The 26,687-nt window shown below is 62.3% G+C and carries 20 protein-coding genes; 10 read left to right on the top strand and 10 right to left on the bottom strand.

Features of this window, described 5'->3' with window-relative positions; all coding sequences use genetic code 11:
• Positions 1 to 114: 114 nt before the first annotated feature.
• Both mfd and AB5Y53_RS10205 read right to left on the bottom strand, forming a co-directional pair.
• Positions 115 to 3,579, bottom strand: a complete 3,465-nt coding sequence (mfd, locus tag AB5Y53_RS10210; protein WP_368181901.1) for a transcription-repair coupling factor — start codon at positions 3,577 to 3,579, stop codon at positions 115 to 117.
• Between the two features lie 42 nt (positions 3,580 to 3,621).
• Positions 3,622 to 4,197 carry a PilZ domain-containing protein gene (locus AB5Y53_RS10205; protein ID WP_042863798.1) on the bottom strand — a complete coding sequence of 192 codons (576 nt, stop codon included), beginning with the start codon at positions 4,195 to 4,197 and terminating at the stop codon, positions 3,622 to 3,624.
• Between the two features lie 76 nt (positions 4,198 to 4,273).
• On the opposite strand from AB5Y53_RS10205, the gene AB5Y53_RS10200 reads away from it, so the two are divergent.
• From AB5Y53_RS10200 to lolE, 3 genes are read left to right on the top strand one after another with little or no spacing between them, the layout of a single operon-like run.
• Entirely contained in the window at positions 4,274 to 5,509 is a 1,236-nt protein-coding gene (locus tag AB5Y53_RS10200) for a lipoprotein-releasing ABC transporter permease subunit (protein ID WP_010674566.1), read from the top strand.
• A gap of 40 nt (positions 5,510 to 5,549) precedes the next feature.
• Positions 5,550 to 6,248, top strand: coding sequence for a lipoprotein-releasing ABC transporter ATP-binding protein LolD (lolD, locus tag AB5Y53_RS10195; RefSeq protein ID WP_010674567.1), 699 nt, complete (start codon positions 5,550 to 5,552; stop codon positions 6,246 to 6,248).
• The gene (gene lolE, locus AB5Y53_RS10190; protein ID WP_368181900.1) at positions 6,248 to 7,489 is read left to right on the top strand and encodes a lipoprotein-releasing ABC transporter permease subunit LolE; all 1,242 of its coding nucleotides are present in this window, start codon (positions 6,248 to 6,250) and stop codon (positions 7,487 to 7,489) included. The genes lolD and lolE overlap by 1 nt, the downstream gene beginning before the upstream one ends.
• A gap of 130 nt (positions 7,490 to 7,619) precedes the next feature.
• On the opposite strand, the gene yfbR is transcribed toward lolE, so the two are convergent.
• Together yfbR and AB5Y53_RS10180 are read right to left on the bottom strand one after the other, a co-directional pair.
• Positions 7,620 to 8,210, bottom strand: coding sequence for a 5'-deoxynucleotidase (gene yfbR, locus AB5Y53_RS10185; protein ID WP_010674569.1), 591 nt, complete (start codon positions 8,208 to 8,210; stop codon positions 7,620 to 7,622).
• A gap of 84 nt (positions 8,211 to 8,294) precedes the next feature.
• Positions 8,295 to 8,729: a YccF domain-containing protein gene (locus AB5Y53_RS10180; protein ID WP_039039046.1), complete on the bottom strand. Its 435-nt coding sequence runs from the start codon at positions 8,727 to 8,729 to the stop codon at positions 8,295 to 8,297.
• A gap of 430 nt (positions 8,730 to 9,159) precedes the next feature.
• On the opposite strand from AB5Y53_RS10180, the gene tig reads away from it, so the two are divergent.
• The 6 genes from tig to ppiD all read left to right on the top strand — a co-directional run bounded on the left by tig (position 9,160) and on the right by ppiD (position 17,595).
• Positions 9,160 to 10,470, top strand: coding sequence for a trigger factor (gene tig / locus AB5Y53_RS10175; RefSeq protein WP_368181898.1), 1,311 nt, complete (start codon positions 9,160 to 9,162; stop codon positions 10,468 to 10,470).
• Between the two features lie 86 nt (positions 10,471 to 10,556).
• Entirely contained in the window at positions 10,557 to 11,180 is a 624-nt protein-coding gene (clpP, locus tag AB5Y53_RS10170) for an ATP-dependent Clp endopeptidase proteolytic subunit ClpP (RefSeq protein ID WP_005324106.1), read from the top strand.
• A 70-nt stretch (positions 11,181 to 11,250) separates the two neighbouring features.
• Positions 11,251 to 12,525 (top strand): ATP-dependent protease ATP-binding subunit ClpX, encoded by a 1,275-nt coding sequence (gene clpX / locus AB5Y53_RS10165; protein ID WP_010674573.1) that lies wholly within the window; start codon positions 11,251 to 11,253, stop codon positions 12,523 to 12,525.
• Between the two features lie 139 nt (positions 12,526 to 12,664).
• Positions 12,665 to 15,019 (top strand): endopeptidase La, encoded by a 2,355-nt coding sequence (gene lon / locus AB5Y53_RS10160; protein WP_221436949.1) that lies wholly within the window; start codon positions 12,665 to 12,667, stop codon positions 15,017 to 15,019.
• A 240-nt stretch (positions 15,020 to 15,259) separates the two neighbouring features.
• Positions 15,260 to 15,532: a nucleoid-associated protein HU-beta gene (gene hupB, locus AB5Y53_RS10155; RefSeq protein WP_005315375.1), complete on the top strand. Its 273-nt coding sequence runs from the start codon at positions 15,260 to 15,262 to the stop codon at positions 15,530 to 15,532.
• A gap of 149 nt (positions 15,533 to 15,681) precedes the next feature.
• A complete protein-coding gene (gene ppiD / locus AB5Y53_RS10150) occupies positions 15,682 to 17,595 on the top strand; it encodes a peptidylprolyl isomerase (protein ID WP_368181897.1) in 1,914 nt (637 codons plus the stop codon).
• 212 nt (positions 17,596 to 17,807) lie between these two features.
• On the opposite strand, the gene AB5Y53_RS10145 is transcribed toward ppiD, so the two are convergent.
• The 5 genes from AB5Y53_RS10145 to AB5Y53_RS10125 all read right to left on the bottom strand — a co-directional run bounded on the left by AB5Y53_RS10145 (position 17,808) and on the right by AB5Y53_RS10125 (position 24,097).
• On the bottom strand, positions 17,808 to 19,400 hold the full coding sequence (locus tag AB5Y53_RS10145) for an ABC-F family ATPase (RefSeq protein ID WP_368181896.1): 1,593 nt from the start codon (positions 19,398 to 19,400) through the stop codon (positions 17,808 to 17,810).
• A 209-nt stretch (positions 19,401 to 19,609) separates the two neighbouring features.
• Positions 19,610 to 21,265: a cation acetate symporter gene (locus tag AB5Y53_RS10140; RefSeq protein ID WP_368181894.1), complete on the bottom strand. Its 1,656-nt coding sequence runs from the start codon at positions 21,263 to 21,265 to the stop codon at positions 19,610 to 19,612.
• On the bottom strand, positions 21,262 to 21,573 hold the full coding sequence (locus AB5Y53_RS10135; RefSeq protein WP_039039049.1) for a DUF485 domain-containing protein: 312 nt from the start codon (positions 21,571 to 21,573) through the stop codon (positions 21,262 to 21,264). Before AB5Y53_RS10135 ends, AB5Y53_RS10140 begins: the two co-directional genes overlap by 4 nt.
• 107 nt (positions 21,574 to 21,680) lie before the next feature.
• Entirely contained in the window at positions 21,681 to 22,307 is a 627-nt protein-coding gene (locus tag AB5Y53_RS10130; protein WP_029314461.1) for a 3'-5' exonuclease, read from the bottom strand.
• A 2-nt stretch (positions 22,308 to 22,309) separates the two neighbouring features.
• Positions 22,310 to 24,097, bottom strand: coding sequence for a putative nucleotidyltransferase substrate binding domain-containing protein (locus tag AB5Y53_RS10125; RefSeq protein WP_368181893.1), 1,788 nt, complete (start codon positions 24,095 to 24,097; stop codon positions 22,310 to 22,312).
• 157 nt (positions 24,098 to 24,254) lie between these two features.
• Between AB5Y53_RS10125 and AB5Y53_RS10120 the strand changes: the two genes are divergently transcribed.
• Entirely contained in the window at positions 24,255 to 25,061 is an 807-nt protein-coding gene (locus AB5Y53_RS10120; protein WP_113070344.1) for a crotonase/enoyl-CoA hydratase family protein, read from the top strand.
• Between the two features lie 81 nt (positions 25,062 to 25,142).
• Here the strand turns inward: AB5Y53_RS10120 and AB5Y53_RS10115 are convergent, their stop codons facing one another.
• On the bottom strand, positions 25,143 to 26,636 hold the full coding sequence (locus AB5Y53_RS10115; protein WP_041215253.1) for a sodium:alanine symporter family protein: 1,494 nt from the start codon (positions 26,634 to 26,636) through the stop codon (positions 25,143 to 25,145).
• Positions 26,637 to 26,687 lie beyond the last annotated feature (51 nt).

Raw genomic sequence — 26,687 nt, 5'->3', positions numbered from 1 at the left:
GCAAGAAGGCGGGCCGGGGGCGAGATGCCGCCCCTTGCCAGCAACGAAACGGGAGCCCTGGGGCTCCCGTTGTTGTAGGCGGCAGGTCGCGCCCTGCTGACGTCATGCTTCCCCTCAGGGGGTGGCATGGCGGGCGAGATCCGCCAGCAGGCCGTCCACCAGTTTGAGGCGCATGGCCCTGTCCTGGGTCGGCACCTGGAAGCGCAGCCGGGTCGGTCCGTCCATCTTGTAGATGCGCGGCTGCTCCGAGAGCAGCTTGACCAGATAGGCCGGGTTGACGCGGGTTTCCTGGGTAAAGTCCAGATAGCCGCCGCGCTCGCTCATCTCCACCCGGCGAATGCCCAGCGCCGTGGCGCGCTGGCGGAAGGCGGCCAGCTCCATCAGCGTCTTGGTCGGCTCCGGCAAGAGACCGAAGCGATCGATGAGCTCCACTTTGAGCTCCCGCAGCTCCTGCTCATCGGCGGCACTGGCGATGCGCTTGTACATGGAGAGCCGCATGTTGACGTCCGGGATGTAGTCGTCCGGGAGCAAGGCGGGCAGGCGCAGCTCCACCTCGGTATGCTGGCTCATGAGCTGCTCCAGGGACGGTTCCTTGCCATGTTTGAGCGCCTCCACCGCCTGCTCGAGCATCTCCATGTAGAGGGTGAAGCCCACCGATTCGATCTGGCCGCTCTGATCGTCGCCGAGCAGCTCGCCCGCGCCCCGGATCTCCAGATCGTGGGTGGCGAGCGCAAAGCCGGCACCGAGATCTTCGAGGGACGCGATGGCCTCCAGCCGCTTGGCCGCATCCTTGGTCATCAGCTTGGGATGGGGGGTGAGCAGGTAGGCATAGGCCTGGTGGTGGGAGCGACCGACCCGGCCCCGCAGCTGGTGCAGCTGGGCCAGGCCAAGGTGATCCGCCCGGTCCATGATGATGGTGTTGGCGCTCGGCACGTCGATGCCGGTCTCGATGATGGTGGTGCACACCAGCAGGTTGAAGCGCTGGTGGTAGAAGTCCGACATCACCCGCTCGAGCTCCCGCTCGCGCATCTGGCCGTGGGCGATGCCGATGCGCGCCTCCGGCACCAGCTCGGCAAGATCGGCGGCGCACTTCTCGATGCTCTCCACGTCGTTGTGCAGGTAGTAGACCTGGCCGCCACGCTTCAATTCCCGCAGTACCGCCTCGCGCACCACCGCAGGTTCGTGCTGGCGCACGAAGGTCTTGATGGCGAGCCGCTTGGCGGGCGGGGTGGCGATGATGGAGAGATCCCGCATGCCGGACATGGCCATGTTGAGGGTGCGGGGAATGGGGGTGGCGGTGAGGGTGAGGATATCCACGTCGGCGCGCAGCGCCTTGATCTTCTCCTTCTGGCGCACCCCGAAGCGGTGCTCCTCGTCGACGATGAGCAGGCCCAGATCCTTGAAGGTGAGCTCGGCGCCCAGCAGCTTGTGGGTGCCGATGATGATGTCCACCTTGCCCTCGGCCATCTCCTTCATCACCGCGCTCTGCTCCTTGGCGGAGCGGAAGCGGCTCAGCACCTCCACCCGCACCGGCCAGTTGGCGAAGCGGTCGCGGAAGTTGTCGTAGTGCTGCTGGGCGAGCAGGGTGGTGGGCACCAGCACGGCCACCTGCTTGCCGCCGTGCACCGCCACAAAGGCCGCCCGCATCGCCACTTCTGTCTTGCCAAAGCCCACGTCGCCGCACACCAGGCGGTCCATGCTCTTGGCCTGGCACATGTCGCCGAGCACAGCGTTGATGGCATTGAGCTGATCCTCGGTCTCCTCGAACGGGAAGCTCGCGGCAAACTGGCGGTAGGCCTCCCGGTCGTGTTTGAAGGCAAAACCGTGACGGGCTGCCCGCATGGCATAGACATCCAGCAGCTCGGCCGCCACGTCCCGCACCTTTTCCGCCGCCTTGCGCCGCGCCTTGACCCAGGCCTCGCCGCCGAGCTTGTGGCTGGGCGGGTTGTCCGAGCCGGTGTAGCGGCTGATCAGGTGCAAACTGGTGACCGGCACGAACAGCTTGTCGCCGCCGGCGTATTCCAAGGTCAGAAACTCGGTGGGCAGGCCGCCTGCGTCTATGGTCTCGAGCCCCAGGTAGCGACCGACCCCGTGATCCAGGTGCACCACCGGCTGGCCCTGGGTCAGCTCGCCCAGGTTTCGGATCACCGCATCCGAGCTCAGGTTCTTGTTCTTGTCCCGCTGGCGCTTGCTGCGGATCTTGCCGCCGAGCAGCTCGGCTTCGGTGATGAGGGCAAGGGGCGTCTGGCCGGGCTCTTGCAGCAGGAAGCCCCGCTCCAGGGGACAGACCAGCAGCCCGTGGCGCGCATCGCTCGAGAGGAAGGCGTCGAGGGAGGCAAACTCCCGGGGTTGCAGGTTGATCCGTGCGAGCAGATCCCCGAGCCCCTCGCGCCGCCCCTCGGACTCCACCGCAAACAGGGTGCGCCCGGCAAAGCCTTGCAGGAAGCCGTCAAGGGCCAGCAGGGGTTGCTCCTTGCTGTGGTCGAGCTGCAGATCCGGCAGGGGGGCGAGGGGCAGATCGTGCTGACCCGCTCCGCCGTCAACGGTCGCCTCCTGCAGACGCACGGCGCCATAGTCCCCGAGGGCGGCGAAGAGCTGCTCCACCGGCAGATAGATCTGCTGGGGCGGCAGCAGGGGACGGGTGTTGTCCCAGCGCCTGTCTTCATAGCGCTGGCCGATGTCGTTCCAGAAGCGTTGGGCTGCGGGGTAGATCTCCCCCACGGTGAGCAGCAGGGTGTTGCCTGGCAGGTAGTCAAACAGGCTGGCGGTCTGGTTGAAGAAGAGCGGCAGGTAATATTCGATGCCGGCGGGCCAGCGCCCCTTGCTCACCTCCTGATAGACGGAGCCCTCGGCCCGGGAGATCTCGAACTGTTCGCGATACTGGCCACGAAACAGCTCGATGGCCCCCTCGTCGGTGGGAAATTCCCGGGCGGGCAGGAGGCTCACCGACTTCACCGGCTCGCTGGAGCGCTGGGTCTCGGGGTCGAACGGGCGGATGGAGTCCACCTCGTCGTCGAAAAAATCAATGCGATAGGGGCGGCTGCTCCCCATGGGGAAGAGATCCAGCAGGGAGCCGCGGGCGGCGAATTCGCCGTGCTCCAGCACCTGTTCCACCGCCACGTAGCCCGCCTCCGCCAGACGCCCGCGCAACTGCTGCAGGTTGAGGCGCTGGCCGCTTGTGACCATCAGGCTGTATTTGTCGAGATAAGCCTGGGGCGCCGTGCGCAGCATCAGGGTGGAGATGGGCACGATGAGCACGCCGTGGCGCATCTGCGGCAACTGGTAGAGGGTCTCGAGGCGCTGGGAGATGATGTCCTGGTGGGGAGAGAAGCTGTCGTAGGGCAGGGTCTCCCAGTCCGGGAACAGCAGCACCGGGCAATCCTGATCCGCCAGCAGGAACCCCAGTTCCTGTTCAAGGCGCAGGGCGCTCGGGGTATCGGCGGTGACCAGCAGGACGGGTCTTCGGGCTTCCCGGGTGAGGCGGGCGGCAACCAGAGCCAGGCTGCTGCCGACCAGCTGGCCGAACGTTGTCTTCTGGCCCGCTTTGGCGGGCAAGGCGGGGAGGGTCATTGGCATCATCGGAGTCTTTTACTGTTGGCGTTCTTTTGACATGGACCTGGGTTAGCGCTGACGTTCCTGGGCACGCAGCTTGAGCTGTTTCGACTGCACATGCAGGCTGGCGCGCACCAGCAGCTCCCGGTCATCCTCGCGGATGCGCACGTAGTCGAGCACCACGTGGGTGCCATGCTCTCCGGCGTCCCGCTGCACGACCTCGCCGTAGCAGTAGACGGCGGAGGCCTCTTCCCGCAGGAAGATCTTGAGCCGCACGATCTGGTGCAGGGCGGGGGCCTCCCCGTGCCCCTGGTGGGGGTGCAGGTAGGTGAGCTGCCCGGCGCCAAAGCGCAGGGTGTGGAAGCGGTGCTCGGGGTGATCCTGGGCCGCCAGCACATAACCCATGATCATGTCGATCTTGCGGGACTGCTGATTGATGATCTCCACCAGATCGTGCATGGACTCGTTCTGGCTGCGCAGCAACCGGCTGCTCACCAGATCGATGGAGGTAATGGCGGAGGCGATGCGAAACGGCTCGGGCAACTCGGCCTCCAGGGCCTCCAGCGTCGGCAGACGAAAGTCGGCCGGCATGGGGATCACATTGACCGGCGTGGCATGGGTGACGCTGAAGAACTGTTCCTGCATGGAGGCTATCCCTTGTTGTCATAGACGGTTTCCCTTTATTATCCGGTATCTTATTTCGTTGGCAACGTAGATATCCTTGAAGACCGGACTTTTTCAGCCACTGTCGCTGGCCATCGGCCTGCGTTATGCAGGCTCGCGACGCAGTAACCGCTTCGTCTCCTTTATCTCCCTGTTCTCCACCTTTGGCATCGCCATCGGGGTCGCCGCCCTGATGGTGGTGATCTCGGTGATGAACGGGTTCGAAGGCCAGCTCAAGGGGCGCATCCTCGGAGTGATCCCCCATGTGGTGGTGACCAATCAGGCCGGACGCATCGAGGCCGAGCCCGAAGGTCTGCCCGATCTGGCCCGCCTGCCCCACGTGGTGGCCACGGCCCCCATGCTCGACAGCGAAGGCATGCTGCAAAGCCCGGGCCAGCTCACCGGCGTGAGCGTGCAGGGGATCGATCCCGCCCGCTGGCCCAAGGATGACATCCTGCACGCCCAGATGCTGGGTGGGCGCCTTGACAGCCTGCAGGCCGGTGAATACCACATCGTGCTGGGGCAGGGGGTGGCCAGCCGCCTCAAGGTCTCTATCGGCGACCAGGTGCGTCTCATCCTGACCGAAGGTACCCGCTTTACCCCCTTTGGCCGGGTGCCGGCCCAGCGTCTTTTCACCGTCTCCGGCATCTTCGGGGTCGGCGCCGACGTGGACAGCCAGGTGGCCCTGATTGCCCTGGGGGATGCCCAGCGCATGCTGCGCCTGCCCGCAGACAAGGTGGGCGGCATCCGCCTCTGGCTGGACGATCCCTTCGCCGCCGACGAGGTGGTGAAGACCGCGTTGCCGGACGGGCTGGAGTGGCAGGACTGGCGCCGCGAGCGCGGCGAGCTGTTCCAGGCGGTGGCCATGGAAAAACGGATGATGGGGCTGATGCTGGTGCTGATCATCGCGGTTGCCACCTTCAACATCCTCTCCGCCCTGGTGATGGTGGTCACCGACAAGGAAGGGGAGGTGGCCATCCTGCGTACCATGGGCATGAGCGAATCCGGCATCGTCAAGATCTTCATGGTGCTGGGGGCGTCGAGCGGCGTCATCGGCGCCCTGTTCGGGGGGCTGGCGGGGCTGGCGCTCTGCTTTGGCCTCAATCCTCTGCTCAATGCCCTTGGGCTCAACCTCTATATGGCGGCAGGGGGCAGCGGTCTGCCGGTCATCGTCGAGCCGGCCCAGGTCATGACCATCCTGCTGGGTGCCGTGCTGCTGAGTTTCAGTGCCACCCTTTACCCGGCCTCCCGCGCGGCCCGGGTCAAACCGGCGGAGGCGCTGCGTTATGAATAATTCATCTTCTGTTGTTACTGGTGCAAGTGGAGCCCCCGTTATGAATCAATCCGTCTCCTGCGAGCCGCTGCTGCGCTGCCAGGCCCTCAATCATGTCTACAAAGAGGGCAATCTGGAGACCCAGGTACTCAAGGGGATCGAGCTGGACGTCGCCCCCGGGGAGATGCTGGCGGTGGTGGGGAGCTCGGGCTCCGGCAAGACCACCCTGCTGCACCTGATGGGGGCGCTGGACAACCCTTCCAGCGGCGCCGTGCTGTTCAAGGGGCAGGACATCCATGGCTGGGACAGTCGCACCCAGGCGAGGTTTCGCAACCAGGAGCTGGGCTTCGTTTACCAGTTCCACCACCTGCTCTCGGAATTCAGCGCGCTGGAAAATGCGGCCATGCCGCTGCTGATCGCCGGTGAGTCGGTGGCCAGCGCCACCGAGAAGGCGAGCAAGATGCTGGGGCGGGTGGGGCTCTCCCACCGTCTCAACCACAGACCGTCCGAGCTCTCCGGTGGCGAGCGCCAGCGGGTGGCCATCGCCCGAGCCCTGGTCAACGAACCCAGCCTGGTGCTGGCGGACGAGCCCACCGGCAACCTGGATCATGCCAGCGCCACCGCCGTCTATGAGCTCTTGTGCGAGCTCAACCGCGAGCTTGGCACCGCGTTCGTGGTGGTGACCCATGACTTGAGCCTGGCCGCCAAGCTCCACCGCCGGGTGACCCTGGTGAGCGGCATCATGGCGGAGGTCGCCTGATGTTCAAGCCGCTGCCCCTGTTCCTGGGCCTGCGTTACAGCCGCTCCCGCCGTCGCAACGGCTTCATCGCCTTTATCTCGGCCTCCTCCCTCATCGGGATCGCCCTCGGGGTGATGGCCCTCATTCTTGGCCTCTCCGCCATGAACGGGTTCGAGCGGGAGCTCAAGAACCGGGTGCTCTCCGTGGTCCCCCACGGCGAGCTCATCGGCATGGAAGCGCCGCTGCCTGACTGGCCGAGGCTCAGGGACTACCTGCTGGCCCAGCCCGGGGTGGAGGCGGCTGCGCCCGTCATTCGCCTGGACGGCCTGCTGGAGCACGGTTCCGCCCTCAAGGGGGTCCAGCTGCGTGCGGTGCTGCCGGAGCTGGAAGCCAATCTCTCCGATGCGGGCAACTTCATGACGGGCCGGGGCCTTCGCGAGCTGCAGGCGGGTGAACACGGGGTCATCCTCGGCAAGATCATCGCCGACAAGCTGGGGGTCAAGACAGGGGACACCGTCACCCTGCTGCTGCCCCAGTCGGGTGATGCCGCCGGCATCAAGAACCCGAAACGGGAGGCGCTCACCGTGGTGGGGCTGCTCGAGATCGGTGGCCAGCTCGACGGCCTGCTCGGCTTCATGCATCTGGCGGATGCCCAGGCCATCACCGGCATGGGCAGCGCGGTGGAGGGGGTCAGCCTCAAGGTGAGCGACGTGCTCAAGGCCCAGTCCATCACGGTGGCGGCGGCCCGGAAATTCCCGCACTACGTCTATATCAGCAGCTGGATGAGCCGTCAGGGTTATCTCTATCAGGACATCCAGATGGTGCGCACCGTGATGTACGTGGTGATGCTGATGGTGGTGGCGGTGGCCTGCTTCAACATCGTCTCCACCCTGGTGATGGCGGTGAACGAGAAGCGCAGCGAGATTGCCATCTTGAAGACCATGGGGGCGAGCCCGGGCCAGATCCGGCTTACCTTTGTCATCCAGGGGATGGTGAACGGGGTGGCGGGAGCCTTGCTAGGCGCCCTGCTGGGCGGCCTGCTCTCCAGCAAGCTGACCCAGATCCTGAGCGCCATCGAAGGGGTGATCGGGCACCGTTTCCTCAATCCCGACATCTACTTCATCGACTTCCTGCCGACCGAGCTGCACATGCAGGACTTGCTCATCGTGACCGGCGCCGCCATCCTGATGAGCCTGGTGGCGACCCTCTATCCCGCCTGGCGGGCGAGCGGCCTGGTGCCGTCCCGGGAGCTGGGGCATTGATACCCATGGATGTGATAAAGGGCCCTGCGGGGCCCTTTTTATTGTCACTCGTTTGTGGGGAAACCCCCGAAGTGGCGGTTATCGGGGCAATATGCAGGAGGAGATGATGCCTGGTGCCGTGTTGATGGCATCAATGGGCATTCAACTCATCGAGAGGCAGTGAAAAACTCCCCACGAAGACATCGATGAAGTAGCGCATGGCGGGGTTCATCCTGGCGTCCAGCATCTGCTCGAGGCGCTTTCGCGCTGGCTCGAACTCCCGGTTGCCGACGCTCAGCTCCTCCAGACACTTGGTGTAGGCACAGAGGGTGTCTGCATCCTTCACCAGGCTGGTGAGGGCCTCGTCCTGGGCGCCGGAGTCGAGCAGGGGGCGAAAGTCCTCGACCAGCTCAGGCGGCAACATGCCCAGCAGGCGCTGCTCGGCGGCAAGCTCAATCTTCTTGTATTCGCGGGCGATTTCGGGATTGAAGTACTTGACCGGGGTGGGCAGATCCCCGGTCAGCACCTCGCTGCTGTCGTGGTAGAGGGCCATGACGGCAGCCCGGTCGGCATCCACCTGAGCGCCGAACAGGCGATTGCTGATAAGGCCGAGGGCGTGGGCCACCATGGCGACCTGCAGGCTGTGCTCGGCGATGTTTTCGGGCTGGATGTTGCGCATCAGAGGCCAGCGGTAGATGAGGCGCATACGGGCGAGGTTGGCAAAAAAATGGCTGGGCAGCATGGAAGACCTCGAATGGGGCAATGAAAAAGGGCAGACCCTAGTCTGCCCTTTTTTCCACCCGCAAGGATAGCCTGAGATGGGCCGTCAGCGGATGTAGCGGCCCGATTCGGCCTCGTGGTTGGTCACTATCATCTGGCCGATGGGGGCCAGGCTGATGAGGGCCAGCTTGAGGTGCTGGATGCCGAACGGGATGCCGACGATGGTGACGAAACAGGCCAGCGCCGAGGCGATGTGGCCGATGGCCAGCCAGACCCCGATGAGCACAAACCAGAGAATGTTGCCAATCAGCCCCAGGGCGCCGGTGCCGATGTCGCTCTGGCCCGTCATGCTCTTGCGGCTCACCGCCTGCTTGCCAAACGGGAAGAAGGTGAAGGTGCCAATGACGAAGCAGGCGCGTCCCCAGGGGATCCCGATGAGGGAGACGAAGCAGAGCAGCCCCGCCAGCCACCAGGCCAGCCCCATGAAGACGCCTCCCAGCACGAACCAGAGCAGATTGAACAAGAAGCGGAAAAAGGACATGTGGGTGACTCCAGCAGCATGTGAATTGGCTGTCACCATAACGAGCCCTGCCGGGGGACGCAATGGCACAGGCGAGAAGGTGGACAATTTGGGTCGCAGCACGCCATTTTTGTGCCCGATTGGCGGCGGATGGCGATCAAAATGGCCCGTTCGCCGTGAAAAAGAGTGAGCCAGTGCAAATTATTGCGGATGGAACGCTTGAACTCGGTGCAAGGCTTCCCCATATAGGAGAAAGTCTTGCGCAAATTGTGCTGTCTGTGCCCCGGATGGGGGATGTGCGGCTCGACGCGACCACTGCACGCCGCTATAATGTCGCGTCATATTTTCTCATCACAAAGACAGTCGTTGTCTTTATAAACAGGAAGACTCCGGGCTTGCCCGGGGGCAATAAAGGGTCAGCACTCAGTGCTGAGTTGAACGAGGTAAAAGAATGCAAGTTTCTGTAGAGACAACCCAGGGTCTGGAACGCCGTCTTACCATCACTGTACCGGCCGCTACCGTTGACGCCGCCGTGCGCAAAGAATTGAATGGCCTGGCCAAAACCCGTCGCATCGACGGTTTCCGTCCTGGCAAGGCTCCGGTTGCCATCATCAAGAAGATGTTCGGTGCCATGGCTCACGCCCGCGTTGCCGATGAAATGATGCAGAACAACTTCATCAAGGCCATCATCGAGAACAAACTGAGCCCGGCTGGCGCCCCGACCATGGATCCGAAAGAGATCAAAGAAGGTCAGGATTTCGAATTCACCGCCACTTTCGAAGTGTATCCGGAGTTCGAAGTTGCCGGTCTGGAGAGCATCAAGGTCGAGAAGCCGGTTGCCACCGTGAAGGACAGCGACCTGGAAAACATGATCGACACCCTGCGCAAGCAGCACGCCACCTGGACTGAAGTTGCTGTGGCTGCCGCCAACGGCATGCGTGTGACCATGGACTTCGTCGGTTCCATCGACGGTGAAGAGTTCGACGGTGGCAAGGCTGAAGGCTTTACCCTGGAACTGGGCGCTGGCCGCATGATCCCGGGCTTCGAAGATGCCATCCTGGGCAAGAAAGCGGGCGACGAGTTCACCATCGAGGTGACTTTCCCGGCTGACTACCACGCCGAAGCCCTGAAGGGCAAGGCTGCCAAGTTTGCCTCCAAGCTGCACAAGGTTGAAGAGCAGGTGCTGCCCGAGCTGACCGAAGAGTTCGTCAAGCGTTTCGGCATCGAGAGCGGCAGCGTTGAAGAGCTGAAGGCAGAAGTGCGCAAGAACATGGAGCGCGAACTGGCCCAGGCCCTGAAAAACAGCGTGAAAGAGCAGGTACTGAACGGCCTGGTTGAAGCCAACCAGATCGATCTGCCGAAGGCTGCTGTTGCCCAGGAAATCGACACCCTGCGTCAGCAGGCTCTGCAGCGCTTCGGTGGCTTCCAGGGCGGCAACGCCCCCGAGCTGCCGGCCGAGCTGTTCCAGGCCCAGGCCGAGCGCCGTGTCCGCGTTGGTCTGCTGCTGGGTGACGTCATCCGCACCAACGAGATCAAGGCTGATGACGCCCGTGTGACCAGCATCATCGAGTCCATGGCCACTGCCTACGAAGATCCGAAAGAAGTGATCGAGTACTATCAGCAGAACGAGCAGATGCTGAACGGCGTGCGCAACCTGGCCATTGAAGATCAAGCCATCGATCTGATCCTGTCCAAGGCGCAAGTCACCGAGAAAGAAGTTGCCTTCGACGAAGTGATCAACAAGTCTGGTGCCGCTGCCTAAGAACATTTGACTTAAGGTCAAAACTGTTAAGTATAATGGCTCGTGTGAACTCCACTCGGGCCATTTTATTTTAGGGACAATGCCTTATGTACAAGAACTATAACGATGTGACTGAATCCCCACGCAATGCGCTCATCCCGATGGTGGTAGAGCAAACCGCGAAAGGGGAGCGTTCCTACGACATCTATTCCCGTCTGCTGAAAGAGCGGGTGATCTTCCTGACCGGTCAGGTCGAGGATCACATGGCGAACCTGGTGGTGGCCCAGCTGCTGTTCCTGGAGTCCGAGAACCCGGATCAGGACATCAGCATCTACATCAACTCGCCGGGTGGCGCCGTCACTGCAGGTATGTCCATCTATGACACCATGCAGTTCATCAAGCCGGACGTGAGCACCGTCTGCATGGGGCAGGCCTGCTCCATGGGGGCCTTCCTGCTGGCCGGTGGCGCCAAGGGCAAGCGTTTCTGCCTGCCCAATGCCCGAGTGATGATCCACCAGCCGCTGGGCGGCTTCCAGGGGCAGGCTTCTGACATCCAGATCCATGCCCAGGAGATCCTGAAAATCAAGAATACCCTGAACGATCGTCTGGCGTTCCATACCGGTCAGGACATGGCCACCATCGAGCGCGACACCGACCGTGACAACTTCATGTCCGCCGAGCAGGCCGTTGCCTATGGTCTGGTTGACGGCATCCTGAGCCAGCGCGGCTGAGCAGGGTACCCCGTCCTGTTGTAAACTCAGCAGGACGATCCATCCTCTATTGATAAAACGAGGTCGCTGAATGACAGAGAAACGCAAGGGTGAGGGCGACAAGCTGCTGTATTGCTCTTTCTGCGGCAAAAGCCAGCATGAAGTGCGCAAGCTGATCGCTGGCCCTTCCGTCTACGTATGTGATGAGTGTGTCGAGCTGTGCAACGACATCATCCGCGAAGAGATCCGTGAGATCTCTCCCAAGCGCGATGGTAGCGAGCTGCCGACCCCTCATGAAATCCGCGCCCATCTGGACGACTACGTGATCGGTCAGGAGTACGCCAAGAAGGTGCTGGCAGTGGCTGTCTACAACCACTACAAGCGTCTTCGCAGCGGCAGCGAGTCCGGTGGCGTGGAGCTGGGCAAATCCAACATCCTGCTGATTGGCCCCACCGGCAGCGGCAAGACTCTGCTGGCCGAGACCCTGGCTCGTCTGCTGGATGTGCCCTTCACCATGGCCGATGCTACCACCCTGACCGAAGCCGGTTACGTGGGCGAGGACGTGGAGAACATCATCCAGAAGTTGCTGCAAAAGTGCGACTACGACGTGGAAAAGGCCCAGCGCGGTATCGTCTACATCGACGAGATCGACAAGATCTCCCGCAAGTCGGACAACCCCTCCATCACCCGCGACGTCTCCGGGGAAGGGGTGCAGCAAGCACTGCTGAAACTGATCGAAGGCACCATCGCCTCCGTGCCGCCCCAGGGCGGTCGCAAGCACCCGCAGCAGGAGTTTTTGCAGGTTGATACCTCCAAGATCCTCTTCATCTGTGGTGGTGCCTTCGCAGGGCTGGACAAGGTGATCGAGCAGCGCTCCGTCAAGGGCACCGGCATCGGTTTTGGCGCCGAGGTGAAATCCAAGAATGCCAAGGCAACCCTGAGCGAGAATTTTGCCAAGGTGGAGCCGGAAGATCTCATCAAGTACGGTCTCATCCCCGAGTTCATCGGTCGTCTGCCGGTGGTCGCGACCCTGACCGAGCTTGACGAGGCTGCCCTCATCCAGATCCTGAAAGAGCCGAAGAACGCGCTGACCAAGCAGTATGCTGCGCTGTTTGCCCTGGAAGAGGTGGAGCTGGAGTTTCGTGACGACGCGCTCAATGCCATTGCCCGCAAGGCCATGGAGCGCAAAACCGGTGCCCGGGGTCTGCGTTCCATTGTCGAGGCCGTGCTGCTTGACACCATGTATGACCTGCCCTCCCTGAAAGGGGTCAGCAAGGTGGTGATCGACGAGACGGTGATCAAGGGAGACTCCGCGCCTCTGATGATCTACGACAATCCCGAGACTCAGGCCGCAGCCTCAGAGTAACTGTCTGATTTTTAATCACATAAAGGGGCTTTTTGCCCCTTTCATGCTTTTTACGGCCAAGGCGATTGAATCTCATCTTTGCGCCCCCATATACTCAGCCAAGCCTTTGCCAACGGTATAACAAGCCGAGAGGACATATATGAACCTAGAGCGTTCAGAACGCATCGAGATTCCCGTCCTGCCTCTTCGTGACGTGGTGGTCTATCCCCACATGGTCATTCCACTCTTTGTGGGGCGGGAAAAATCCATTCGCTGTCTGGAAGCGGCCATGGAGCAGGACAAGAAAGTCCTGCTGGTGGCCCAGAAGGATGCGTCGACTGACGAACCGACGGTGGAGGAAATTTTCTCCGTCGGGACAGTGGCCAATATTCTGCAGATGCTCAAGCTGCCGGACGGCACCGTCAAGGTGCTGGTGGAGGGGGGCCAGCGTGCCCGCCTTGAGCGGATGATCGACGATCGCGACTTCTTTGTCGGGGAGGCCCAGTACATCGCGTCCGCCCCCATCGAGGAGAAGGATCAGGACGTGCTGGTGCGCTCTGCCATCGGCCAGTTCGAAGGTTACATCAAGCTCAACAAGAAGATCCCGCCCGAGGTACTCACCTCGATTTCGGCGATCGACGATGCGGCGCGCCTGGCCGATACCATGGCTGCCCACATGCCGCTCAAGCTCGAAGACAAGCAGAAGGTGCTGGAAATCGCCTCCGTGTCCGAGCGCATCGAGTTTCTGATGGCCATGATGGAGTCGGAGATCGACCTGTTGCAGGTCGAGAAACGCATCCGCTCCCGGGTCAAGAAGCAGATGGAGAAGAGCCAGCGGGAGTATTACCTCAACGAGCAGATGAAGGCCATCCAGAAAGAGCTGGGTGAGCTGGAAGACAGCCCGGATGAATTCGAAGCCCTCAATCGCAAGATTGAAGAGGCCGGGATGCCGGAGGATGCCCGCGAGAAGGCCCAGGCCGAGCTCGCCAAGCTCAAGATGATGTCCCCCATGTCGGCGGAAGCCACCGTGGTGCGCAGCTATGTGGACTGGATGGTGCAGGTGCCCTGGAAGGCCCGCTCCAAGGTCAAGAAAGACCTGGGCAAGGCCCAGGAGGTGCTGGATGCGGATCACTATGGCCTGGACAAGGTCAAGGATCGCATCCTCGAATACCTGGCGGTGCAGGCGCGGGTGAACAAGCTCAAGGGCCCCATCCTCTGCCTGGTCGGGCCTCCCGGGGTGGGCAAGACCTCCCTGGGCCAGTCCATCGCCAAGGCCACCGGCCGCAAGTATGTGCGCATGGCCCTGGGTGGGGTGCGTGACGAGGCGGAGATCCGTGGTCACCGCCGTACCTACATCGGCTCCATGCCCGGCAAGCTCATCCAGAAGATGGCGAAAGTCGGCGTGAAGAACCCGCTGTTCCTGCTCGACGAAATCGACAAGATGAGCTCGGACATGCGTGGCGATCCCGCTTCCGCCCTGCTGGAGGTGCTGGATCCCGAGCAGAACAGCAGCTTCAACGATCACTATCTGGAAGTGGATTATGACCTGTCGGACGTGATGTTCGTGGCCACCTCCAACTCCATGAACATCCCGGGTCCGCTGCTGGACCGGATGGAAGTGATCCGTCTGTCCGGTTACACCGAGGACGAGAAGCTCAACATTGCCAAGCAGCACCTGGTGGCCAAGCAGATCCAGCGCAACGGCCTGAAGCCTTCCGAGATCACCATCGAGGATTCGGCGTTGATCGGGGTGATTCGCTACTACACCCGCGAGGCGGGTGTACGCAGCCTGGAGCGTGAAATCTCCAAAATCTGTCGCAAGGCAGTCAAACGCATCCTGCTGGACAAGAGCATCAAGCATGTTCAGATCAACCAGGAGAACCTCAAGGAGTTCCTGGGGGTACAGCGCTTTGACTATGGCAAGGCCACCGACCAGAACCAGATTGGTCAGGTGTGCGGGCTGGCGTGGACCGAAGTGGGGGGCGATCTGCTCACCATCGAGACCACCAACATGCCGGGCAAGGGCAAGCTCACTTACACCGGTTCCCTCGGTGACGTGATGCAGGAGTCCATCCAGGCGGCCATGACGGTGGTGCGGGCCCGTGCCGAGAAGCTGCGTATCAACGGCGACTTCTACGAGAAGCGCGACATCCACGTGCACGTGCCGGAAGGGGCGACCCCGAAAGACGGCCCGAGCGCCGGTATCGCCATGTGTACCGCCCTGGTTTCCAGCCTCACCGGCAACCCGGTGCGTGCCGACGTGGCCATGACGGGTGAAATCACCCTGCGTGGCGAGGTGCTGCCCATCGGTGGTCTCAAGGAGAAACTGCTGGCGGCCCACCGTGGTGGCATCAAGCGTGTGCTGATCCCGAAAGAGAACGAACGTGACCTCGAGGAGATCCCGGCCAACGTCAAACAAGATCTTGAAATCTATCCGGTTCGCTGGATTGATGAGGTGCTTGCACTGGCGTTGCAGGACAATCCGCAAGGTTTCGAACGCGTTTCTGTCGTGTAAATGTTGATGCGCCGCAAATTTGGCGCATTCGGGGGGTGGTTAAGGCTTGCATGCACCGGACAACGGAAGTAGCCTTGACCACCGATCGGGTACTCATGATGAGTCGCAATGCGTGATGTGGCGCGGGTTTGCGCCAGATTGTCACTTGCAACTGATCAGGAGGCTTGTTATAAAACCTCCACTTGTTGTGGCCAGGGAAATCAGCGCCGCAGCGATGTTCGATAAAAGGGGAATATAAGAGTGAATAAATCTCAACTGATTGACAAGATTGCAGACGGTGCTGATATCTCCAAAGCTGCCGCTGGCCGTGCGCTGGATGCCTTCATCGATGCCGTGGGCGAAGCCCTGAAAGAGGGTGACCAGGTTGCTCTGGTTGGTTTCGGTACTTTCGCCGTTCGCGAGCGTGCAGCCCGTTCCGGCCGCAACCCGCAAACTGGTGCGACCATCGAAATCGCTGCCGGTAAAGTTCCTGCCTTCAAAGCCGGCAAGGCCCTGAAAGACGCGGTCAACTAAGCCGGTCGCTGATATCTATCGGCACCGTCCTTGGTCTCTGACCAGACAAGTGAGAGGGCTCTCCCTCATACTGCTTGACCAAGGCGCATCGCAATCGGTGCGCCTTTTCATTATTTACGCCCATCGAGTTCGGGAGCATAAGTACAAACATGATGTTGGATAAACTACGCGAAGGGGCGCAGGGCAAGGTAGCCAAGGTTATCTTGGGCCTGATCATCCTCTCCTTTGCCTTGGCCGGGGTAGGCAGCTACCTCAATGGCCCGGCACGTACCGCCCCCGCCACCGTCAACGGCAATGACATCAGTGCCCCCGCACTGGAGAATGCCTACCGCAATGAGCGGGCCCGCATGGAATCCCAAATGGGTGAGGCCTTCAACCAGCTGGCCGCCAATCCCGATTACATGAAACAGTTCCGCCGTGGCGTGCTGGACCGTCTGATCGATCAGGCGCTGATCGATGACAAGGCTCGCTCCCTGGGTCTGCGCGTCAGCGATGAGCAGATCAAGCAGGCCATCGTCGCCATGCCCGAGTTTGCCGAGAACGGCAAGTTCAGCAATGACCGCTACCTGCAGCTCATTCGCCGTGCCGGCATGACCCCCGAGATGTTCCGCGACTCCCTGCGCCAGGACATGGTGCGCCAGCAATTGATGGGCGCCGTGCTGGGATCGGAGTTCGCCCTCAAGGGTGAAGCCGAGCAACTGGATCGCCTCTACAACCAGACCCGTGACCTGCGCCTGATCCGTCTGGCCGCTTCCGCCTATGTGGACGGGATCGAGGTGAGCGATGCCGAGGTGGAGCAGTTCTACAAGGCCAACAGCGCTCGCTTCATGAACGACGAGACGGTCAAGGTCGACTATCTGCTGCTCGATGCCGCGAACCTTGGCAAGAACATCAAGGTCACCGAGCAGGATGCCCAGGATTACTACGACCAGCATCAGGATCTGTTCCAGCGTCCCGAGCGCCGTCAGGTGGCGCACATCCTGATCCCGTTTGGCAAGGATGAAAAGGCCGCCGAGCAGAAAGCCGAGGCCGTGCTGGCCAAGGCCAAGGCGGGTGACGATTTCGCCGCGCTGGCCAAGGCCGACTCCTCCGATACCTTCTCCGCGAAGAAGGGCGGGGAGCTCGACTGGTTCGAGAAGGGGGTGATGGATCCTGCCTTTGAGAAAGCCGCGTTCGCGCTGGCCAAGGCTGGCGATCTCTCCGCCGTGGTGAAGAGCCCGTTCGGCTTCCACATTATCAAGCTGCTGGGAGTCGAGCCTGCCAAGACCAAGCCCTTCGTGGACGTGATGAGCGATACCATCGCCCGTCTGCAGTCTGAGAAGGCCAAGGAGCAGTTCTTCGCCGAGCAGCAGAAGATGGCCGACAGCAGCTTCGAGAACCCGGACTCCCTGGACTTGACCGCCGAAGCCATGGGCCTCCAGGTGCAGTCCACCGGCTATTTCAGCCAGGCCGATGCGCCGGCACCGCTCAATGATCCCAAGGTGCTCTCCGTGGCGTTCTCCGAACAGCTGCGTGATGACAACACCAACTCCGACGTGATCGAGCTGGCTGACGGCAAGGCGCTGGTGCTGCACATCATGGGTCACCAGCCGAAGGCGGCCAAGCCGCTTGCCGAGGTGAAAGAGCAGGTGATCACCGCCATCAAGCACGACAAGGCCAGTGAAGTGGCCCGTGGCAAGGCCCAGGGTCTGCTGGACAAGCTCAAGGCCGGTGAGAACGTTCAGGCCGACCTGAACGCGCTGGGTCTGAAAGTGGATACCCATACCGGCGTATCCCGTTTCGCTCAGGAGATGGATCAGAACCTGGTGGCGCAGGCCTTCCGCATGCCCCATCCGACCGATGGCAAGCCGAGCGTCGAGCTGGTGACCGAAGCCAACGGTGATCGTGTGGTGGTGGCGCTGGACAAGGTCAACGTCATCAAGGAGCCGTCCCAGATGGTGAGCCTGCTGCAAGGTCAGCTGGGTCAGGGTAAGGCACAGGCTGACTACAAGTCGCTGATCGACGAGCTGCGCAAGGCGGCCAAGATCGAATACTTCACCGACGTGGAAGCCACTGTCGAGTAAGTCAGCCTCACGGCCCCAAGTGTGAAAACGGCTCCATAATGGAGCCGTTTTTTTATCTGTACGCGGAACAAGGGGATGCGGCTACCTGCTCTGGCAGGGATGAGCTAAGTCGTGCATCGTCCTGGTTTGCATCCCGCTCGGCGTTGCCAGCAGGCATAAAAAAACCGGCGCACGAGGCGCCGGTTCTGATCGCTTTGCTTGAAAGCGGGGGATTACACCACACCCTGGGTGCGCAGGTAATCCTCGTAGGTGCCGCCGAAGTCGCGGATGCCGTCTTCGGTCAGCTCCAGGATGCGGGTCGCCAGGGAGGAGACGAACTCGCGGTCGTGGGAGACGAAGATCAGGGTGCCTTTGTACATCTCCAGCGCCAGGTTCAAGGATTCGATGGATTCCATGTCCAGGTGGTTGGTCGGTTCATCCATGATCAGGATGTTGGGGCGCTGCATCATCAGCTTGCCGAACAGCATCCGGCCTTGTTCACCACCGGAAAGCACCTTGACCGGCTTCTTGATGTCGTCCTGGGAGAAGAGCAGACGACCCAGTACGGAGCGTACTGCCTGCTCGTCTTCGTTCTCCTGCTTCCATTGGGCCATCCAGTCGAACACATTGAGATCGGTGTCGAAATCTTCGGCGTGATCCTGGGCGTAGTAGCCGATCTGGGCGTTCTCGGACCACTTGATGGTGCCGGTATCCGGTGCCAGGGTACCGACCAGCGTCTTGATCAGGGTGGACTTACCGATCCCGTTGGTACCCAGGATGGCGACCTTCTCGCCCACTTCCAGCATCATGTTGAGCCCCTTGAACAGGGGACCGTCGCCATAACCCTTGGAGACGCCTTCGATCTCCAGGATGTTGCGGTAGAGCTTCTTGTCCTGCTCGAAGCGGATGAAGGGGTTCTGACGGCTGGATACCTTCACTTCCTCAATCTTGATCTTGTCGATCTGCTTGAGGCGGGAGGTAGCCTGGCTGGACTTGGAGGCGTTGGCGCTGAAGCGGGAGACGAAGGATTGCAGATCGGCGATCTGGGCCTTCTTCTTGGCGTTGTCGGCCAGCAGGCGCTCGCGGGCCTGGGTGGCAGCCAGCATGTACTCGTCGTAGTTGCCCGGGTAGACCCGCAGCTCGCCGTAGTCCAGATCCGCCATGTGGGTGCAGACGGAGTTCAGGAAGTGACGGTCGTGAGAGATGATGATCATGGTGCTTTCACGATCGTTGAGCACCTGCTCCAGCCAGCGAATGGTGTTGATGTCCAGGTTGTTGGTCGGTTCGTCCAGCAACAGGATGTCGGGGTTGGAGAAGAGCGCCTGCGCCAGCAGTACCCGCAGTTTCCAGCCCGGGGCCACTTCGCTCATCGGGCCGTTGTGCTGCTCGATGGGAATACCGGCACCCAGCAGCAGCTCGCCTGCGCGGGATTCGGCGGTATAGCCATCATATTCGGCGACCAGGCCTTCCAGCTCGGCGGCCTTCATGTAGTCGTCGTCGGTGGCTTCCAGGTTGGCGTAGATGGCATCGCGTTCGGCGATGGCGGCCCACAGCTCGGTGTGGCCCATCATGACCACGTCCAGTACGCGCATCTCTTCGTAGGCGAACTGATCCTGGCGCAGCTTACCGATGCGCTCGTTGACATCCAGGCTCACATTGCCGCCGGTGGGTTCGAGATCGCCGCCGAGGATCTTCATGAAGGTGGACTTGCCACAGCCGTTGGCACCGATGAGGCCGTAGCGGTTGCCGCCGCCAAACTTGACGCTGATGTTCTCAAACAGCGGCTTGGCGCCGAACTGCATGGTGATGTTGTTGCTTGAAAGCACTGGAATGTCCCGGTTGGTCTGTCAAATGGCGCGCATTATGGCACAGATCCCCCGAAAGTTTTAGCAGGAACTGTGATCTGGCCCCATTGCAGGGGGGAAGGTTTCACGACCAGGCCGGCAACGGGCTCCGGCCTCTCTTGCAGAGGGGAGGCGAGGGGCGGTCATGAAAAAAGCCGGCACTGGGCCGGCTTGGATGCGTGGGATGCCACTTAGTGGGCGGAGGCGCCGGAGGCACCGAGCCCGGTCTGGGAGCGGACGAACTGCGGGAAGAACTTCGCATGCTCGTCGGAGGCTGCCTGGGACTTGTCAGTGACCGAGAAGAACCAGATCCCGATGAAGGCCAGCCCCATGGAGAAGAGCGCCGGGTATTCGTAGGGGAAGATCGCCTGGGCATGGCCCAGTACGTTCACCCAGACGGTGGGGCCCAGGATCATCAGGGTCACGGCGCTGATGAGACCGAGCCAGCCGCCATAGACGGCGCCACGGGTGGTCAGGCGGGACCAGAACATGGAGAGGAAGAGCACCGGGAAGTTGCAGCTCGCCGCGATGGAGAACGCCAGGCCCACCATGAAGGCGATGTTCTGCTTCTCGAACAGGATGCCAAGGCCGATGGCGACCACACCCAGTACCAGGGTGGTCATCTTGGAGACGCGCAGCTCGTCGGCCTCGTTGGCCTTGCCTTCCTTGATGACGCAGGCATAGAGGTCGTGAGAGACCGCGGAGGCCCCCGCCAGGGTCAGCCCGGCCACGACCGCCAGTATGGTGGCAAACGCCACGGCGGAGATGAAGCCCAGGAACAGGCTGCCACCCACGGCGTCGGCCAGATGGACGGCCGCCATGTTGGTGCCCCCCAGCAGGGCGCCGGTGGCGTCCTTGAAGTCCGGGTTGGTGCTGACCAGCAGGATGGCGCCAAAGCCGATGATGAAGGTGAGGATGTAGAAGTAGCCGATGAAGCCGGTGGCATAGAACACCGATTTACGGGCTTCCTTGGCATCGCTCACGGTGAAGAAGCGCATCAGGATGTGGGGCAGACCGGCGGTACCGAACATCAGGGCCAGCCCAAGGGAGATGGCGGAGATGGGGTCGGCGACCAGGCCGCCCGGGCTCATGATGGCCGCACCATTGGCATGCACCTTGACCGCTTCGCTGAACAGGGTACCGACGTCGAAGTTGACGGACTTCATCACCATGATGGCCATGAAGGAGGCACCGGAGAGCAGCATCACCGCCTTGATGATCTGTACCCAGGTGGTGGCCAGCATGCCGCCAAACAGCACGTAGAGCACCATCAGGATGCCGACCAGCACCACGGCCACATGGTATTGGAGGCCGAACAGCAGCTCGATGAGCTTGCCGGCACCGACCATCTGGGCGATGAGGTAGAGGGCGACCACCACCAGGGAGCCGCTGGCGGAGAGGCTGCGCACCGAGGTCTGTTTGAGGCGGTAGGAGGCCACGTCGGCAAAGGTGTACTTGCCGAGGTTGCGCAGCCGCTCCGCGATCAGGAACAGGATGATGGGCCAGCCCACCAGGAAGCCGATGGAGTAGATGAGACCGTCGTAGCCCGAGGTATAGACCAGGGCGGAGATGCCGAGGAAGGAGGCGGCGGACATGTAGTCACCGGCGATGGCCAGACCGTTCTGGAAGCCGGTGATGCGCCCGCCGGCGGCGTAGTAGTCGGAAGCCGAGCGGTTGCGCTTGGAGGCCCAGTAGGTGATGAACAGGGTCGCGGCCACGAAGATCACGAACATCACGATGGCCGAGATATTGAGGGGTTGGCGTTGCACCTCGCCGCTGATGGCGTCGGCCGCCAGCAAGGGGGTGGAGATCAGACCTGCCAGCGGCAGCAGAAACTTGCCTTTCATGATTGCGCTCCCTTGAGGATCTTCTGGTTCAGCTCGTCGAACTCGCCGTTGGCACGAAATACGTAGATACCGGTCAGCACGAAGGCCGATACGATGAGACCAATCCCGACCGGGATGCCACGGGTGATGCTGGAGCCTTCGCTCAAGGGGGTGCCAAGCCAGCCCGGTGCAAAGGCGATGAGCAGGATGAACGCCAGGTAGAGCCCCAGCATCAGGATGGAGAGGGTCCAGGCAAAACGCTGGCGTTTGGCGACCAGTGCCTGGAAGTTGGGATCTTGCTGGATCCGAAGATACGGTTGCTGTTCCATTGCAGTTCTCCATGACAGTGAATGTCAGCGGTGGATGAGGGGTTCCCTACCGGACAGCACGGCTGTCCATGTAAGCAAAATGTGAATTAAATGTTACTTTCGAACAATTAGACTTTGGGATAAGCCAGCGGGCCGCCCTGATGCAGGCGTACAAAGACAAGGGCGGCGGTGACAGCATCGCTCAGGGCGTCGTGGGGGGGCAGGGCTGGCAGCGCCAGATGGCGACAGATCGCGGCCAGGTGCAGATCGATGGCGGCATCGGGATAGCGGCGATAGAGGTGATCGTGATAGAGGCGGCTCACCTCGATGCCGCGCTGGGGCAGGGTGAGCCCCCACAGCCGTTGGCAGGCGAGGTTGAGAATGCGCAGGTCATAGGCGATGTGATACCCCACCAACTCACGGGGGCCGATGAACTCCAGCAGCGCGCGCAGCGCGGGCTCCAGTGCCATGCCCTGTTGCAGATCCTGATGGCGCAGGCCGTGGATCACCACGGACCCGGCGCTCAGGCTGGCGGGAGCCTGGACCCGGATGGCAAGGGCATCGCCCGTCTCTATCCGGTTGCCCCGGATGCGCACCGCCCCGATGGAGACGATCTCCGCCAGCGCCGGATCCAGGCTGGTGGTCTCGAAGTCCAGCGCCACCCACTCGTCGCCAGCAGGGCGGGCAAAGAGCGGGGCAAACTCCCCCTCCCGAAACGTCCTGCCAAGCCAGCGGCGGCGCCAGTGCATCCACATCGCTATTGCCTAAGACGAAAGTGCAAGGTGAGCCATTGCTGGAACTTCTTCACCTGGTGCAGGGCATGGCGCAGCAGATCCCGCTCTGCGGGGCCGAGGTCTGCCACCCGCACCCGTCCGTCTCCCTCCTGCAACTGGCTGCGCAGCCGAAGCCGCATGAACAGCCGGAAGGCCTCCGCCAGATTGGTGCCATAGTCCCGGCTGAGGCGTCCCTGGCCCACCAGGGCCTCGATGCGTCCTGTGGTCGAGGTCTCCAGGATCCCCGCCTCCAGGGAGAGCACCCGGACGCCGTGGACAAGGGGGAAGAGGCCGCCCCGCTTGAGATCCAGCCCCTCCGGGGCTTGCTCCAGTCTGCCAAAGAGGGTGAGGGGGGTGTGAAAGGCGACGGCGGCCCTTGCCATCTCCGCCAGCAGATCCGGCCGGTCGGCGAGGCAGGCCCGCAGGTGGCGGGCGACGGGGGCGAGCCGGGCGCGATCTCCCGTGATGGCCTGGGCATCGGCCAGGGTGGCGAGCCAGAGCAGATCCGCTTCGCTGGCGCGCACACAGGCCTGCTCTATCCCTTGCAGCCAGCCGCCAAGCGGCTTCACCCAGGCCGGGTTGTTGACCATCACCCTGCCCGGGCAAGGGGGATAACCCAGGCGCGCCAGCAGGGCGCTGAAGGCGGCCAGATCCGCCGTCTGGGTGGGCCACGGCAGGCCATCCGGCAGGATCAGGGCATTGTCCTGATCGGTTTTCTGGATCTGCTCGCCACGCCCCTCCGACCCCAGCATCAGCAGGCACACCTGCTCTTGCTGCGCCGCAGGGATCACCAGGGAAAAGGCCTTGGCGATCAACTGCTCGTTGATGGTGGCGATGAGCTTCATCAGGAACAGGGTGTGGATCCCCTGGGCAAACAGGGAGCGAATGAGCTGCTGCTGCTCCCGGGCGACCGCCTCGAGGGCGGCCGGGGAGTCGGCGCGGGCAATGCGCAGGGTCAACACATGGGAGTGGGTGGAGAAGAGCCCGAGCACCTGGGTCAGATGCAGGATGCCTGCCACCTCCTGCCCCTGCCAGATGACCAGGCGCTTGATGCGGTGGCGGGTCATCAGCAGCAGGGCATCGAACAGATAGCTCCCCAGTGGCAGACCCGTCAGCGGGGTGGGGGTCAGCACCGCCAGCGGCGCACTGAGCGGCAATCCCTTGAGGGTGAGGGCGTGGAGCAGGGTCTTGCGGGTGGCCAGGCTCAGGCTGCCGTCTGCTCCGGGATAGAGCAGACAGTCGGTGCCCCTGGCCACCATGGCCTCGGTGGCGGCCAGGAGCGAGAGGCTGCTCTCCACGATGAGCGGCGCCTGCAGATGGTCGGGAGCGATGCGGGTCAGGATGAACTCCGCCAGGTTCTGCTGTCCGAGCTGGCTGCGGCGCTCCTGCTCCCGCTGGCGCTCCGCCAGGGTGGCGGTGAAGTAGCGGGCGATATGGGGGTGCTCGTCGCACAGGGCCAGAAAGACGGGGCGGGGAATGAGCTGGCAGAGGGTATCTTCCAGGGCGGCGAAACGGTGGCGGCAGTGCCCGTCAAACTGGGCACGGACGTCGAACATGTCCCCCTCGCCATAGTCCCCAAAGGATTGATGGGGGGCCGACTCTTCCACGGCCCCCTTGATGATGAGGTAGAGCCCGGCGGGCTCCTCCCCGGCGTGCTGCACCGTCTGGCCCGCGCGAAAGTAGCAGATGCTGAGGTGCTGACCGAGCCGCTGGCGTGCCTCCTCGTCCAGGCCGTCGAACGGTGGACGGGCAAAATTGAACAGAAGTGACATGACAGGCTCCACCGTGACCATGGGGCCAGTCTGACAAAGGCTCCACCACCGGGCCAGCCGACTTTAGTCGCAGGCCCGGGGCGGCCTCCCTGTACCTGCCCATAACACTCTGGTAACGTTGTGGTATGACCAGTTGAATCAAAGGACGAAGACGGAGATGGAAAAGCCAAGGGTCAAATGGGTGTTTCAGGAGGGGATTGCCGAGGTGATGCTCTGCCGGGGGGACAAGCTCAACGCGCTGGATCGGGCCATGTTCGACGCCATCGACGAGACGCTGAACGCGGTATCCCGGCAAAAAGGGTTGCGGGCCGTGATCCTGCACGGGGAGGGGCGGGCGTTCTGCGCCGGGCTGGATGTGAAATCCATGCTGAGGCAGCCGGTGGCGGCGCTGGAGATCCTCAAGCGCGAGGCGGACGAGGCGACCAACCTGGCCCAGCGAGTGGCCTATGGCTGGCATCAGTTGCCGGTGCCCGTGATTGCGGTGACCCAGGGGGTCTGTTTTGGCGGCGGCCTGCAAATAGCGCTCGGCGCCGATTTTCGCTTCAGCACCCCGGATTGCCGCTTCTCGGTGATGGAGATCAAGTGGGGCATCATCCCCGACATGAGCGGCAGCGTCACCCTGCGCAACCTGATGGGGATGGATACCGCCATGGAGCTTGCCATGAGCGGGCGCGAGCTGGAAGCCAGCGAAGCCAAGTCCCTCGGCCTGGTGAGCCGGGTGTGCGCGGATCCCCTGGAAGAGGCGCGGGCCTTTGCCCGGACCCTGATCACCAAGTCGCCGGATGCGCTGGCGGGGATCAAGCAGCTCTACACCCAGGCCTGGGCTCGCAGTGACGAGGCCATGCTCAAGGAAGAGACCCGGTTGCAGAGGCAGATCCTGGGGCGCCCCAACCAGTGGCGGGCGACCCTCAACAGCCTGTTTCGCTGGCGCCTGCCATTCGGACCGCGCCGCAATGCGCTCTGAACCGGCGCTCACTCTCAAGAGAGCACAAATAAAAATGGCAGCCTAGGCTGCCATTTTGTTATCTGTTTAGGGGTCAACGGTTCAGGTGGACTGACGGTCCGGTTCGAAGGGGTGACCGGATTGCTCCTGCTCCAGGTTTTGTTCGGAACGGCGGCCGGTCCAGTAGTCAGCGTTCTTGATACCGAGTTTCTCCGGGTGGAACACCGGATCCAGTCCCATTGCCTTCTGGGCCTCATAGTCTTTCAGACAGGCGAAGGCGGGCTTTTGCAGCATCAAAATGGCGCCGATGTTGAGCCAGGCCATCAGGCCGACGCCGATGTCACCCAGACCCCAGGCCAGATCGGCGGTCTTGACGGTGCCGTAGACGGTGGATGCCATCAGTGCCAGCTTGAGCAGGAAGGTGAGCCAGGGGCGGTTAATCTTGCGATTGACAAAAGCGATGTTGGTTTCGGCGATGTAGTAGTAGGCCACGATGGTGGTGAAGGCGAAGAAGAACAGGGCGATGGCGACGAAGTAGTTGCCAAAGCCTGGCATCATGCTCTCCATGGCGGTCTGCACATAGCCTGGGCCGGCGGCTACGCCGGCGATGCCGGTGTAGAGGGCGGCACCGTCCGGACCCTGCACGTTGTACAGGCCGGTGATGAGCAGCATGAAGCCGGTGGCGGAGCAGACGAACAGGGTGTCGATGTAGACGGAGAACGCCTGCACCAGACCCTGCTTGGCCGGGTGGCTCACCGCGGCGGCGGAGGAGGCGTGCGGACCCGTGCCCTGGGCGGCTTCGTTGGAGTAGACCCCGCGCTTGACACCCCACATGATGGCCAAGCCCAGAATGGCGCCGAAGCCGGCGTCCATCCCGAAGGCGCTCTTCCAGATGAGCAGGATCACGCCCGGCAGTTGGCCGATGTTCAGGGCAATGATGACGCAGGCGACAATGATGTAACCCAGCGCCATGAAGGGCACCACGGTACTGGCGAAGTTGGCGATGCGCTTGACGCCGCCGAAGATGATGAAGCCGAGCAGCAGCGCCAGACCGGCGGCGGTCACGTTGGGATCGATGGCAAAGGCGGTCTGCAGGCTGGAGCCGATGGAGTTCGCCTGTACGCCCGGCAGCAGCACGCCGCAGGCGAAGATGGTGGCGATGGCGAAGGTCCAGGCGTACCACTTCATGCCGAGCCCCTTCTCGATGTAGAAGGCCGGGCCGCCGCGGTATTCACCGTTGATCTTCTCCTTGTAGACCTGGCCCAGGGTGGACTCCACGAAGGCGGAGCTGGCGCCGAGGAAGGCAACCATCCACATCCAGAACAGGGCGCCCGGGCCGCCGAAGGTGATGGCGGTGGCCACACCGGCGATGTTGCCGGTACCGACGCGACCGGCCAGGGTCATGGCAAGGGCCTGGAAGGAGGAGACGCCCGCATCCGTACTCTTGCCATCGAACATCAGGCGCACCATTTCCTTGATATGACGCAGTTGCAGGAAACGGCTACGCAGGGAGAAGTAGAGGCCTACCCCCAGACACAGATAGATGAGCGCTGGGCTCCAAATCACGCCATTGATGGCATTGACGATCTCATTCATGTACAACAACTCCTTTGTTGCGCTGTCTTGGCGAGGTCTATATGCCTCGCT

This window comes from Aeromonas sp. R7-5 (genome assembly GCF_040908015.1).
GTDB lineage: Bacteria > Pseudomonadota > Gammaproteobacteria > Enterobacterales > Aeromonadaceae > Aeromonas > Aeromonas caviae.
Note: the sequence above shows the minus strand (reverse complement) of the source record. Positions and strands in the feature narration are given on the sequence as shown.

Bases quoted from the DNA above. Each gene is read 5' to 3' on its own strand.
- clpX (WP_010674573.1), top strand. From the start codon at position 11,251: ATGACAGAGAAACGCAAGGGTGAGGGCGACAAGCTGCTGTATTGCTCT.
- AB5Y53_RS10140 (WP_368181894.1), bottom strand. From the start codon at position 21,265: ATGAAAGGCAAGTTTCTGCTGCCGCTGGCAGGTCTGATCTCCACCCCC.
- AB5Y53_RS10120 (WP_113070344.1), top strand. From the start codon at position 24,255: ATGGAAAAGCCAAGGGTCAAATGGGTGTTTCAGGAGGGGATTGCCGAG.
- AB5Y53_RS10135 (WP_039039049.1), bottom strand. From the start codon at position 21,573: ATGGAACAGCAACCGTATCTTCGGATCCAGCAAGATCCCAACTTCCAG.
- lolD (WP_010674567.1), top strand. From the start codon at position 5,550: ATGAATCAATCCGTCTCCTGCGAGCCGCTGCTGCGCTGCCAGGCCCTC.
- AB5Y53_RS10115 (WP_041215253.1), bottom strand. From the start codon at position 26,636: ATGAATGAGATCGTCAATGCCATCAATGGCGTGATTTGGAGCCCAGCG.
- mfd (WP_368181901.1), bottom strand. From the start codon at position 3,579: ATGATGCCAATGACCCTCCCCGCCTTGCCCGCCAAAGCGGGCCAGAAG.
- tig (WP_368181898.1), top strand. From the start codon at position 9,160: ATGCAAGTTTCTGTAGAGACAACCCAGGGTCTGGAACGCCGTCTTACC.
- AB5Y53_RS10205 (WP_042863798.1), bottom strand. From the start codon at position 4,197: ATGCAGGAACAGTTCTTCAGCGTCACCCATGCCACGCCGGTCAATGTG.
- ppiD (WP_368181897.1), top strand. From the start codon at position 15,682: ATGATGTTGGATAAACTACGCGAAGGGGCGCAGGGCAAGGTAGCCAAG.
- AB5Y53_RS10180 (WP_039039046.1), bottom strand. From the start codon at position 8,729: ATGTCCTTTTTCCGCTTCTTGTTCAATCTGCTCTGGTTCGTGCTGGGA.
- lolE (WP_368181900.1), top strand. From the start codon at position 6,248: ATGTTCAAGCCGCTGCCCCTGTTCCTGGGCCTGCGTTACAGCCGCTCC.
- lon (WP_221436949.1), top strand. From the start codon at position 12,665: ATGAACCTAGAGCGTTCAGAACGCATCGAGATTCCCGTCCTGCCTCTT.
- AB5Y53_RS10130 (WP_029314461.1), bottom strand. From the start codon at position 22,307: ATGTGGATGCACTGGCGCCGCCGCTGGCTTGGCAGGACGTTTCGGGAG.
- AB5Y53_RS10125 (WP_368181893.1), bottom strand. From the start codon at position 24,097: ATGTCACTTCTGTTCAATTTTGCCCGTCCACCGTTCGACGGCCTGGAC.
- yfbR (WP_010674569.1), bottom strand. From the start codon at position 8,210: ATGCTGCCCAGCCATTTTTTTGCCAACCTCGCCCGTATGCGCCTCATC.
- clpP (WP_005324106.1), top strand. From the start codon at position 10,557: ATGTACAAGAACTATAACGATGTGACTGAATCCCCACGCAATGCGCTC.